The sequence below is a fragment of the Eisenbergiella sp. OF01-20 genome (assembly GCF_003478085.1).
Taxonomy (GTDB): Bacteria; Bacillota; Clostridia; order Lachnospirales; family Lachnospiraceae; genus Eisenbergiella.
The window spans coordinates 1-13015 of record NZ_QUES01000016.1 but is presented as its reverse complement, the minus strand read 5'-3'; the positions used below and the strand labels follow the sequence as shown (position 1 = coordinate 13015).

9 protein-coding genes are annotated in these 13015 nt (G+C 50.2%); 1 reads left to right on the top strand and 8 read right to left on the bottom strand.

The window, feature by feature from the left end; all coding sequences use genetic code 11:
* Positions 1 to 13: 13 nt before the first annotated feature.
* The 5 genes from DXA36_RS17975 to DXA36_RS17955 all read right to left on the bottom strand — a co-directional run bounded on the left by DXA36_RS17975 (position 14) and on the right by DXA36_RS17955 (position 8917).
* Complete coding sequence (locus tag DXA36_RS17975) at positions 14 to 991, bottom strand: ABC transporter permease (protein WP_118680868.1); 978 nt, start codon at positions 989 to 991, stop codon at positions 14 to 16.
* A 321-nt stretch (positions 992 to 1312) separates the two neighbouring features.
* Positions 1313 to 3628, bottom strand: a complete 2316-nt coding sequence (locus DXA36_RS17970; protein WP_118680867.1) for a helix-turn-helix transcriptional regulator — start codon at positions 3626 to 3628, stop codon at positions 1313 to 1315.
* 137 nt (positions 3629 to 3765) lie between these two features.
* Positions 3766 to 6225, bottom strand: a complete 2460-nt coding sequence (locus DXA36_RS17965; protein WP_118680866.1) for a glycosyl hydrolase family 95 catalytic domain-containing protein — start codon at positions 6223 to 6225, stop codon at positions 3766 to 3768.
* Between the two features lie 288 nt (positions 6226 to 6513).
* Positions 6514 to 7512: a hypothetical protein gene (locus DXA36_RS17960; RefSeq protein WP_147366614.1), complete on the bottom strand. Its 999-nt coding sequence runs from the start codon at positions 7510 to 7512 to the stop codon at positions 6514 to 6516.
* Between the two features lie 214 nt (positions 7513 to 7726).
* A complete protein-coding gene (locus tag DXA36_RS17955) occupies positions 7727 to 8917 on the bottom strand; it encodes a coenzyme F420-0:L-glutamate ligase (protein WP_118680864.1) in 1191 nt (396 codons plus the stop codon).
* A gap of 404 nt (positions 8918 to 9321) precedes the next feature.
* Here DXA36_RS17955 and DXA36_RS17950 point away from each other — a divergent pair, with 404 nt between their 5' ends.
* Positions 9322 to 9594, top strand: coding sequence for a hypothetical protein (locus tag DXA36_RS17950; protein WP_118680863.1), 273 nt, complete (start codon positions 9322 to 9324; stop codon positions 9592 to 9594).
* Between the two features lie 135 nt (positions 9595 to 9729).
* Here DXA36_RS17950 and DXA36_RS17945 read toward each other — a convergent pair whose 3' ends face one another.
* The 3 genes from DXA36_RS17945 to DXA36_RS17935 form a co-directional block, all read right to left on the bottom strand.
* On the bottom strand, positions 9730 to 10227 hold the full coding sequence (locus DXA36_RS17945) for a dihydrofolate reductase (protein ID WP_118680953.1): 498 nt from the start codon (positions 10225 to 10227) through the stop codon (positions 9730 to 9732).
* A gap of 72 nt (positions 10228 to 10299) precedes the next feature.
* Complete coding sequence (gene thyA, locus DXA36_RS17940; RefSeq protein ID WP_118680862.1) at positions 10300 to 11148, bottom strand: thymidylate synthase; 849 nt, start codon at positions 11146 to 11148, stop codon at positions 10300 to 10302.
* A 51-nt stretch (positions 11149 to 11199) separates the two neighbouring features.
* Positions 11200 to 12801 carry an MBL fold metallo-hydrolase RNA specificity domain-containing protein gene (locus DXA36_RS17935; RefSeq protein ID WP_118680952.1) on the bottom strand — a complete coding sequence of 534 codons (1602 nt, stop codon included), beginning with the start codon at positions 12799 to 12801 and terminating at the stop codon, positions 11200 to 11202.
* Positions 12802 to 13015 lie beyond the last annotated feature (214 nt).

Genomic DNA, 13015 nt, shown 5'->3' with positions numbered 1-13015 from the left:
TTTATCCCTCCTATTAATAAAAACCGGATTCGCCGCACAGCTTGGCTATCTTATTGGCTGCCAGCACCATGATTAGGCTTACCACGGACTTAAACACGCCGGCTGCCGTTGCCATGGAATACTGGGCCAGCTTAATGCCCTTGTTGTAAATATACGTATCAAACACCTCTGACGCCGTATAGTTCAGGTCATTCTGCATCAGGAAAATCTGTTCATAGCCGGTGTTCAATATGGAACCCACCTTCAGGATCAGCATGATAACAATGGTTCCCCGGATAGCCGGCAGGGTAATATGCCACATCAGCCTCCAGCGTCCTGCCCCGTCGATCCGGGCCGCCTCATACAGCTCCATATCCACACCCGCAAGAGCCGCCAGGAAAATAATGGTTCCGTATCCTGTTTCCTTCCATATATTCTGTCCCACGATAAGACTGTAAAAATACTTGGGAGTCGCCAGGATATCCGGCGCGTTTCCCCGTCCCAAAATATTCTCCATGATCTTGTATACAATGCCGTCCGTAGTACTGAACAGCTGCTGGGTCAGCGTAGCCACAATAACAAGGGAAATAAAATGGGGAATGTAAACCAGCGTCTGCGTCACCCGCTTGTATCCCTGGCTCCTGATTTCATTTAACAAAAGCGCCAGCAGGATAGGTGCCGGGAAAAAGAAAACCAGACTCAGTATGGAAATAGAAAGCGTATTTTTAAGAAGCATGAAAAAATCATACCCGGTAAAAAACTTTCTGAAATTTGCCAGTCCCACCCATTCGCTGGTCAGATAGGCGCCGATGGCCGTGTCCGCACTGAAGGGTCTGAAATCCTGGAATGCAATCACAATACCAAACATAGGCAGGTAATTAAATACCAGCATATAAAGCACGCCCGGTAGTAACAAAATGTACAGCCACTTATGCGCCGCCACAAAATGCCAGAAGGATTCCTTCTTTCTCCCGGCGGCAGGAACGGCTGCTTTGCTTTTTAGTCCGCTCACGAAAAGCCCTCCTTATTTTACTATTCCGGCAGCGCTGCAAGGGGATCTCTCCGTATGCATATAAGCTCACCGCTGCCCGTTGTGGTCATAATAAGATACAAAAACACGATTTTCAATGAGGAATATCTTTCCAATCCCAAGACGCAAAAAAAAGAGCCGGAATCCCCGTATCCCGGGGCATTCCATGCCCTTTCCCCTCGTCAATAATCAATATGTTTCCGCCGCTTTTTCCAGGATAATCCAAATCTTTTTGCAGATTTTAAGAAAATGATTATTCCCGGCGGCCCAAGTTTTTATGCCGGTACGCAACTTCTCCCGCCTCTACTCCTGCCGATGCTCCTTTCGGAAACGGCCGGGCGTGGTATTTTCATATTTGCTGAAAAAGCGGATAAAATTCTGGGTGTTGGCATAGTTAAGCTGCTCCGCGATTTCCGAAATGGAACAGTCCGAATGCAGCAGCAGCTCTTTTGCGGCATTCAGCTTTTCCAGATTCACCAGATCCGTAAAGGTCATATTCCGTTCCGCCTTCAGCACCTTCCAGATATAGCTGGGATGGTAATTCAGCCTGTCCGCACACTCCGTCAGGGTGATATCCCCGCGCGTCTCCTCCACAATCTCCATTATGCTGCGCAGAATATCGGAGGATGCATGATAGCGGTACTGCCTGAGCGCTTCCACCGCCGGCTGGATAATGCGCCGGTTCAGATAGGATTTGAGCTTATCACTTTCACAGATATCATTTATTTTGGAAAAAACATCCTCCGACCGTTCCTTGAATACCTGGTTGGAGGACAGTCCCGCATCCGACAGCACCGACAGCACGGAAACCACCAGCCTGTGCAGGAAAAAGCTCCTGTCATGGCTGGCGATCTCCCTGTTATACAGGCTGTTTACAAATTTGTCCACCAGCTGGGCCGCTTCCTCCCCGTTTCCGTCATTCACCGCCTTCGTCATGGAATTTTCGATCACAAAATCGTACCCGCTGATAATACCGTCATTGCGGGTAATATCCTCATAAAAAGTGATATCGCTGTGATCCGTATGCTGCTTCCCGGTATTCCGCAGCGTTTCCATACATTCATTATAAGCGGTGCGCAGATATTTCAGCCTTGGGAAGGGCTGGCTTACCCCGGATATTATGGCACAGCCGAATTCCTTTTCAAAAAATGCCGTCAGGCCGCTATGTATCTCACGCGTCCGCTCCTGCAGCTCCTCCTCACCGTCCGCACCGATCACAAGAAGTATCTGCCCGTTCATGCTGAATACAGGTGCCGTCAGCAGCGCATTTATTTCCTCCGGTATTTTCTTGGCCGCCGTTATGCTCAGGGCCTCGGTTTCCAGCTCGCTTTCCTCGTTGGTTTCCCCCTCCAGCATACACATAACGGCCAGCAGACGGTACCATCTGGCCTTCGGGAGGCGGAACTGCTCCTGGAAGCTGCTCATCGCTTCCGGCGTCATCCCTCCCCGGATCGCCCGCAGTAAAAACTGCTCCACCAGCATTTTTTCCTGCTGCTGCACCATAAGCTGCAGGCTGTCCTTGGTATCCACCAGCTGCACCACATTTTCCCGGATCGCAGTGAACTCATCCTGCTCCTGTTCCCCGCTTCCGGTCACCTGGGTCACATATTCCTTCAGATTCCTGACAGGCCGGTACAAAATAGCCGAAAGGATCCAGCTGAGCAGAAACAGCACTACCAGGATCCCCGTTATAATCAGGGATACGGACAGGATCCTCCCCGCCCCTTCCCTCACATTGCCAAGGTCATAACCCAGGACATATATCATGCCGTTGGGGGATATCTCCCTCACCCGGATGCGGTAGTCCACATTTTTGGCAAGCGGTACACTGCGGATAGCATTTCCGCTCTGCAGCTGCTCCAAATTGGCGGAACAATAGGCTTCCAGGCCGTCGTCGGAAGCAAACAGAGGATTCCCGTCATAGTCAAGCACGCATAACTCGTACCCGGCCAGGCTTTTATGGAGCTGCTGTTCCAGCTTCGTCAGATTCAGGCCCACCATCACCACCTGCTCCATCCGCCTTATGCTTCCCGGCAGCTTCATCACCAGCAAAAAGCCCGACACATCCAGCGTGTCGCTCTTGATTACCCCGTTGTTGTAGGGGGAAAGCTCCTCTATATTGTTGCACCAGAACAGGCTGGAGTAATTCTCACCGGTTTTCTCCAGAAAATCCTGTACCTGCCCTTCGTTTTTAACCGAATCCAGGCGGTACATACCGTTGTTGGTAAGTATCCACCCTTTATCGAGATTGATAAACGCATATTTCCCCACGTAATCATCGATATAAGTAGGACCCTTCAGCATCTTCTGCGCATCGTATAAATTGCTGTATTCCCTGTAGGGAATGCTGTCCGTCGTCATCAGCCATTCCATTTCCTCCGAGGAGGAGTTTTCCAGATAATACTGCCGGATAGAGGAAAGGACTACCTCCACATCGTTGTATATCTGCGTCTCGATAGCTTCCATGGACAAATCGGTCTGCTTGGTCACCTCATCCATATAAATTTTATATGAGATAACCCCCGCGATCAGCAATGGCACCGACGCCATCAGCAATAAAAGGACGAATATACGGTTTTGATATTTTCCGCCGCGCCGTTCCCTGAAAGAGATTTTCATATGCCACCTTACTTCCCCTCATTATCTGTGGATGTACCCATTCCCGTTTCTTTCCGCAGACAGAGAACCTTAAATTCTCTTATCCGCCCGGATCCTGCCGGTATATATTTTACCATGTACCGGGATAAATGGCAATTTTATGACCCGCTATGTGCTCCCGTTTCCAACCGGATCCGACTTCCCGGCCCATCGGAAACCAGACGGTACACCAGAAAATCATTCTGCGGTTTTCCGGGAAGCAGCTCTGCCCCGGTACCGGAGGACCGCACCCCTTCAAACCTGGCCGGTATGCTCAGAAGCAGGCTTGTTTTTCTGCACATGGCAAGCTCTGCCCGCAGCGCTCCTTTTCCGGCATCCCACGCCATCGACAGAGTACCGTCCGGGAAACGGAAATTGTGGATCTCCCCTTTCTCCAGCCGCCTGGGAAGGGCCGGCAGCAGCTTCAGCAGATCCCCGGAGGCAAAAAGAAGCATTTCCTGTACCGCATTCACATACCCCTCCGCCGCATCCAGCTGTATGGGGGCCGGATCCATATCCATGGTAATCCCCATGCCCCGGTAATCGTTATGCAGGGTAAAAAAGTTGGGAAGCAGACAGGCTTTTGCCATGTTGTCCAGACATGCCGCCGCTTCCTCTCCCTGGTCAAACCTGGCATAAATGGCGGCCATATGCGCCATGGACCATCCGGTCTGGGCTTCGATCCGCCGCAGCGCCACCGCCTTCCGGAAAGCCCCCATCAGCTCCGGCTGCAGTACGGAATTGATTTCCTCCCCCGGAAAAACAGGATAAATATGGGATAAGTGCCTGTGATCATACCGATCCTCGAACAACGCCTCCTGCCATTCCCGCACGGCGCCTTCCCCGTTGACGGCATACGGGGGAATGGCGTCCAGTATCCGTTTCCATGTTTTCTTTCGTTCCCCGCCGATCCCCTGATCCGGCAGCTCCTTTTTCTCCATGCGCTCCGCCAGCAAAAGCATATGGGTAAAAAATTCTCTGACAATAGCCAGATCAATGGTGGAATTGATGGTGGTAGGCATGGGATGGGGCACAATCCTGTCCGGCGGCGGCATGAAATTCTGCGGCGTATTTTCCGGAGAAACGCTGGGATAAAGCTTGATTCTTCCGTCCGGATAGAAAGTGATGAAATCCTCATAAAATCGGGCGGTTTCATCCAGGAACGGATAGATTTCTTCCGTAAAGGCCCGCACATCCTCTTTTTCATATTCCAGATATTTATAATAATGGGCGGCCAGCCAGCCGGCGGCACCCACCCAGTTCATAATGACCGGCACCACCTGGGTAGGGGACGCCACACCGGGAGTGGTTCCTGCCGTCATATAGATGCCCCGGCAGCCGTACAGCCGTCCGGCATTCTGCCGGAAGCTTTCCAGCCTCTCATTATAATAACGGAATACGGAATGATGCATGGGCAGGAGATTGCCGGCAAAACAATGCCAGTAAATCATCTGCAGGTTTTCATTTGCCATATTATGGGGCCACATAGGTTCATAATCCCCGCACCAAAGGCCGTATAGCGGGAACGGATTGCTCTCCGGATGTCCTCCGCAAAGGAACAGATACCTGCCGTATTTCCACAGCTTTTCCATCAGTTCCGCCGGCTGTTCCCCATCAAAGGCCTCCTCCAGAAGCGACTCGCTGCAGCGCCCAACGTATCCATCCGTACAAAAGCCCGCACTGTGATACAGCTTCGCGTGCAGTTCCTTATGCCGTTCCAGAAGCTGCTCATAATCCCCCGCAGTCTCCTCCAGCCGCGCAAGGGCCTCTGCCAGCCCCTCTTCCCTGCTTTTTTTCTTTGCAAAGGTCTTTACAAGAACCTGGATTTCCTCCGCCCCCGTTATCCGCAGACAGCCGTACCACTCTTCCAGCTTCCCCTCCTGCATTCTTTCTGTCCTGCTTACCCTTAATACGGCTCCGTAATAATTTCCTTCCTCATCCGCAGCCGAATAGAAAATCCGGTTGCCGTCTGTCCTGCTCTCCCTGGTTTCCACAATATGGCGGCAGCTTTCCGGCAGCTCTTTTCCGGGCTGGACATGCATATCCATACCCAGTTTTACGTCCAGTACAGGACCGGAAGCCCGATACCTGAGACAGATGACATCATCAGCCCTGGACACAAACCCGTCACACCGGAAAACCGTTTCTTTCGATGTCCACCGGCTGGAAACCTCTGCGCTGTCCATCTGCACCGCTCTCCGGTAGCCGGAAAAACTCCCCAGAGGCCGTATGGACACCCTGATATCCGCAAGGGGAAGCGGCGCCTCCAGCCGGGATTCGTATCCCTTCTCCTTCAGCCGGTCCGACAGCACCCAGCTGGCCTGCGTCCACCTGCCTTCCTCCATGTCCCGGCGGGTTTGTGCAAGCGCCTCATGCACATCCGGCAGTTCATCCTTCCGCCCTCCATGCCACAGATCGTGCCTGCCGAGCAACACGGTCTGTTCTCCGCTTCCTCCGTAAAAATTGGCGCCGTTGATGCCGTTCCCGCTCACCAGTCCTTCCCGGTACATATCATGCCACCAGGATGACGGCCTCTTCATCCATATGGTATCCCTGGTGATTTTGATGTCCAATCCCATCGCGTTTCCTCCTTCTTTCTCCCGCCCGGGCTTACCCGGATCTCACCTGTCCTGCCTGCTTCTTCTGTCATGGTACCGCTTTTTATTGCAAAATTCTAAGCGCATTTTCCTGGAAACATTGCAATTTCTACCATTTATGCTATTTTCGAATGACAAATATTTCTCCAGGTGAATAGCAGCCCGGTGTATACGGATGGAAAAACGAAACAAAGCACGGGATCCTTTCCGATCGATTACGCAGAAAGGACCTCGTGCTTTTTATATTGTCTGCAGGGATGGTCCGCTATTCTATTCGCTGATGGCGGTAACAACACCCTCTTCAAAATAAATATACCTATTGCCAGAATAAACCCACTGTTCAGTAATGCCCCATGCATAAGTGGTTTTGTTAATTTCCTTCGGACTTCCCCAATTTGAACGTTTCACTTCATCTTTCGTCATACCAATGCTGGGTTCATTGGCCAGATACTCCCTTTCTTTTTGCCTTTCGCTTTCCTTTTCTTCACGTTCTCTGGCTTCTATTCTATCCAGATTTTCCAGTCCTAAAGCCGATACGTACTTCATAACGGTACCATTCTCATGGGTAATTGCAATTACCCCCACGTTTACTTCTTCAACTTCGGCACCATTATCCATGGATAATCTGCCTTCCACATAGTCAACACCTTCTAAAGGCTTTACTTTTTTATAGGAAAACATGGTTTTCTCATCATTTTCCTGAATCTCATATCCATCGATAACCACGCAGATATCACTGTCTGGTTTATCCAAAAGAACATATTCTCCCTGCATTTTCTTTACGAAATTATATTCCGACCTTTGTTCTTTATCTATTTCGAAAAAATTCATTAAAGTTTCTATCAGAAAATAATCTCTGTTCTCAAAGGCTGCGTCAACCTGGGTCGCAAAATATTCCTCATTTCCCCTTATAATCTCATTTCTCAAGGCAATTACTTTCGGTGATAATTCACCATCCTTATCCATATCCCGGACAGCCTTCACCGCTTCCAGATATTCACCATTTTCATTGCATTCTTTCATTTTCTGAAGAATTTCCAAATTATGGGTATCTTCTTTTTCTTCGGTTTCCATAACAGCGGCGGCAATGCCTGATTCTTCCGTCCCCGTTTCCGTTTCCATATTTGACGGCTGTTGTATGCTCTCTTCCACCGCTTCCGGTTCACTCACGTCAATGGATCCCTCTTTTTTGTCCGAATCCACACCGCATCCTGCAAGTAAGATAGCATTAACAAGAACTACACATAATCCGCATTTTAAAACATTCATACTTTTCCGCATTGCTGTCCCCCATTAAATTTTTCGTTACTTATACTATAATCCCTTTTCCAAATTATTACTATGTATAAGTAGAAAATGGATTTGGTAAGATATAGAATTACCATCACTTTATTCCATGAAAAAGGCGCCGGCCTGTTAAAAATAAGCCAACGCCTTTCTGAATCCTATCCCTCAGGAAGGAAAATACACATTATAGATTTCATTAATCCGTGAAGTTATCAAAATATCCCTGCACCAGAATAACGGGAGTCCCCTTATCACCGGATCCGCTGGTCAAATCGCACAGCGATCCGATTAAATCCGTAAGCCTTCTGGGTGTCGTTCCCTGGGACGCCATATCTCCCACCAGATTATCCTTCTTTCCTTTGATTCTGGAGGAAATCGCTTCCTTTAACGCCTCGCCGGACAGCTCCTTGAAATCATTGTCCGCCAGGTATTTCAGCTTCACTTCGTTAGGGGTTCCTTCCAGCCCTTCCGTATTTGCCACAGCAACACAGGGGTCGGCCAGCTCCCAGATCTTTCCTACCGGATCCTTGAAAGCGCCGTCGCCGTATACCATAACTTCCACATGTTTACCGGTCTTATCCAGAATCTGGGCCTGGATATCCAACACCAGCTCCGTACAATCCCTGGGGAACAGCTTAATGGTGTCCTCTGTGGATTTATTGGAACCAAGCAGCCCGTATTTCTCATTGCAGCCGCTTCCGTCCACGGATTCGTTAAGGATATCGTCCAGGCCGCATACCGCCTGTGCGCCGCTCTCCTTCAATATCCGCTTGGTACGTGCCCTGCTGTGGATATCACAGGTGAGCACATTCCTTGTATAATGCAAGATTTCTCTCGGGTTATTCGCAAAAATCACTTCCACTTCCGCACCGGATTCCCGGATTAAGCCGCTGTAATAAGCCACATAGTCCACACCGGTAAAAGGATGCTTATTCTCACCGAACAGCTCCCTGTATTTTTCCAGTGTCAGCACATCACTGTAAGGGTTCACTCCCGCCGCATCCAGCTGATCCAGGGAAACCAGTTCATTTCCCACCTCATCGCTGGGATAGCTCAGCATCAGCACCACCTTCTTCGCCCCCATGGCAATGCCGCGCAGGCAGATGGCAAAACGGTTTCTGGAAAGAATAGGGAAAATGACGCCTATCGTTTCTCCGCCCAGCTTATCCTTCACATCCTTTGCGATTGCTGTAACGGGTGCATAATTTCCCTGTGCCCTTGCGACGATAGATTCCGTTACGGAAATCACATCCCTGTCTCTGAGTTCAAATCCTTCACTTTCCGCCGCCTCCAGCACACTGGTTACCACGATGTCAGCCAGATTATCCCCTTCGCGGATGATAGGACAACGGATTCCTCTTGATATGGTTCCTACTTTTCTTTCCATACATATCCCTCTTTTGCTGTTTCCACTTTTTTCTCTTGTCCGGCGGGCACTTTACTGCCTCACCGCATCACCGGCCCGTTCTCTTTGTGCCGGCGCACAAAAACATTATAATATAAAGAGGGCTGTTAGGGAAGCGTTAATTTTCCTTTTTTATAATTGACAACATAACACCGGTAACAGCCGCCGCGCCGCTTAGAGATGATTTAGAGGCTCCTTGCGTATAATGCAGATAAAGCCCGGCGGAAAGCCAAATAACCTGCAGCAGACTAAAGTCCGCGGGTATTTGGTTTTCGCTCCGGTACACAGCACCCAAACGGCAGCCGCCGGATCTACGTGCAGGCGAATATATCCGGCTCATTGCCCGCGGGAATACAGATTATGACAGAAAAGAGAGGGAGTTGGAAATGAATAAGAAATTCATGTTGGCGGCAGCCGTTCTGGCACTTATGATGACAGCGGCAGCAGGATGCGGCAGTAAGCAGCCGGCGGAGAACAGCAGCACTGCTTCTTTACCGACGAGCCAGTCAGACGGAACCAATGCAGAGGACGCATCGCTGCCGGGCCAGGAAGGCGGTACGGATGGAACATTAAGCGAAAGGACCGGACTGGAAGCGCAGGGATACTTTGACGGGAAGGAGTTCCTGGCAGAGAAAGTGATCATTGAGATTTATGAGTGAAAAAAGGGATACAGGAACTCCTTGCCCGGCAAAAAAGCCTATGCAAGTGAAGTTCCCGTATCCCTTCTTACGGTCTGTGCATTTCCTGCGCAGACCTGTTATATAGTCCTCTTTTTTCGTATCTGTTCTATTCTGTCACATTGTCTTTTTTCTCTCATATTTTACAAAGTGATAGGTAGTATCGAAATAGGTCTGCTCTTCGCTGTCGGCCGTTATTTCCCACTCTCCGTCTTCCTCCAGGTTGGGGAAATATGCGTCTGCCTCATAGGCCCTGTCAATTCTGGTCACATGGGCCGTATCACAATAAGGAAGCAGCAGCCGGTATACGCTGTCCCCTCCGATCACATACACATCCCGGGAATCGTACTTTTTCACTTCTTCAAGAAGCTCCTCCACCGAATGTACCGCCACCGCATCCTTCACCCTGTAATCCGGATTCCGTGTGAGGACGATGTTTGTCCTGCCCTGGAGAGGCAGTCCCCCCGGGAAGGTATCCATAGTTTTCCTGCCCAGTACCACTACTTTTCCCAAAGTCTCGTTCCGGAACATTTTGTGATCCGCAGGTATCCGCACAAGCAGATCCCCTCTGCATCCGATAGCCCAGTTTTCATCCACAGCAACAATAATATTCATAATTTTGCTCCTCTCCATATCCGCATGCAACTGTCCGGGCAGACCTGTCCGGCCTGTTACCACCCCTTTCCGTCAGATGGCAATGGGAATATCCTTTATCTGTTCTCCCGTAACATAATCCTGCACCATAACATCATTTCTGGTAAACTGGTAAAAATCCTTCACATCCGGGTTCAGGCTGAATTTGGGAGCCGGATAGGGCTGCCTTGCAATCAGCTCCCGGATGATGGGAATATGCCTGTCGTAAATATGGGCATCCGCAATCACATGCACCAGTTCCCCCACCTGCATATCGCATACCTGGGCCAGCATATGGAGCAGAACCGAATACTGTACCACATTCCAGTTATTGGCTGCCAGCACATCCTGGGAACGCTGGTTGAGAACGGCGTTGAGAGTCAGCTTCTCCTCCCCTTTTTTCTGGGTCACATTAAAGGTCATGCTGTAGGCACAGGGATACAGGTTCATTTCATGCAGATCCTGATGCACATAAATATTGGTCATAATCCGTCTGCTGAAAGGATTGTTCTTTAAATCATAGATCACCCGATCCACCTGATCCATCATCCCTTCCTTATACTGATGCTTTACCCCCAGCTGATAGCCGTAGGCCTTTCCGATGGATCCGTCCCCGTCCGCCCATTCATCCCAGATATGGCTGTGCAGATCATGGATATTATTGGATTTTTGCTGCCATATCCACAGAATCTCATCCGCAGCCGATTTCAGTGCCGTCCTGCGCAGAGTCAGCAACGGGAATTCCCGGGAAAGATCGTAGCGGTTCACCACGCCGAATTTCTTTATCGTATAGGCCGGCGTACCGTCCGGCCATTTGGGACGCACTTTTTCCCCTTCCGTACTCGTTCCGTTTTCCAGTATATCCTTACACATCTGAATAAATGTCACATCAGCCAAACTCATATTGCTTTTTCTCTCCTGTTCTTATTCTCAGGAACCGCACCAAGAAGTTCCTTACTGCCACTTATCGCAAAGCGCGTTAATCTGATCCGCCAGCTTGCCCATATCCTTATTTGCCATCCCTTTTGCACCGCGGATAACCGCCAGCAGACGCTGTCCTGCTGCCTCCAGACGGGCATATACACTGTTCACCACAGCCGCTTTGGCTTTCTTTTCCTTCGCCCTGGGTGCGGCTTCGTATTCTAAGACATTGTTGATAAGGTCAAAACGGGTGCCGCTGAAGGGCGCATAAGTATCATACCCATGCTCCTGTTTCAGGCATTCCGCAAAAGAGGTGCAGACCGTATCCTCTCCATGCACAATAAAAACCTTGCGGGGCTTTTCCTGAAAGTTTTCCAGCCATTCAATCAGCCCGTTCTTATCCGCATGGCCGCTCAGTCCCTGGAAGGCCATGATCCGGGCGCGCACATCCACGGTTTCCCCGAAAAGCTTCACTTCCGCAGCGCCCTCCAGAATACTCCGCCCAAGAGTACCCACTGACTGGTAGCCCACAAAAAGAATCGTACATTCCTCCCGCCAAAGGTTGTGCTTCAGATGATGCTTGATACGCCCCGCCTCACACATGCCGGAAGCGGAAATAATTACCTTCGGCGTATCATCAAAATTAATTGCCTTCGATTCGTCGCTGGTAATGGACAGACGCAGCCCGGGGAAGGATATAGGATTGATTCCCCGGCGCACCAGATCCATCGCCTCCTCGTCAAAGCAGTCATGAATATTTTTTTCAAAAATTTCCGTGGCCTCCACGGCAAGAGGGCTATCCACATAAACCGGGAACCTGCCATGATTCACCACCAGGCCCTCTTCCTTGATCTTACGCAGGAAATACAGGATCTCCTGGGTTCTTCCCACGGCAAAGGAAGGAATCACCACATTGCCTCCCCTGTCAAAGGTTTCCTGGATCACCCCAGCCAGGCCGGCAATATAATCCGGCCTCTCCGTGCTGTGCAGCCGGTCTCCGTAGGTGGATTCCATAATAACATAGTCGGCCTGTGCCGTAGGCTGGGGATCCCGTATTAACGGCTGGTTCTTGTTTCCGATATCCCCGGAAAAGCATAATTTTCTCTGAAACCCCTTCTCCTTCGCCCATATTTCTATACTGGAAGATCCCAGCAAATGCCCGATATCCGTAAAACGGATCCGAATCCCCTCACAAACCTCTATCATTTCCCCGTACTCACAAGGTACCAGCAGCCCAATTGTCCCCTCGGCATCTTCCATCGTATAAGGCGGCTCGTGCTTTTGGGTCCCGGAATGCCTTTTGGCCTTACGGTTCTTCCATTCCGTCTCCTGCTGCTGGATATGCGCGCAGTCACGCAACATAATATCACACAGCTGTACGGTCGCCCGTGTGGCATAGATCTTTCCCCGGAAACCCCTGGCATACAGCTGGGGAAGCATGCCGGAATGATCCACATGGGCATGTGTCAGAAACACATAATCAAGCATCGCCTCCTGTACCGGAAGTTCTGCATTATCAAAGGGATTTATTCCCTGCTCCATACCTCTGTCCACCAGAATGTGCTTCTGCGCAGCTTCCAGATAATGGCAGCTGCCCGTCACTTCATGGTCCGCTCCGATAAAAGTTAATTTCATGCATACTCCTGTTCCGTGCCCCCGGCACATTAACCTTTTGGAACCAGGCGTAAAAAAAGCCCGACAAGGAACAGACGTCCCCGTCAGGCCTTTTGTGCCCGGCCTGCTATCTTTTAGTATAACATGATATGCAGCCACCGGCAATTTTATTTCAGAAAAACGGGTGTAGATAAAAAAGTCCGGCGTCACCTGCCCCTGCTTCCCTGTGCGGCCT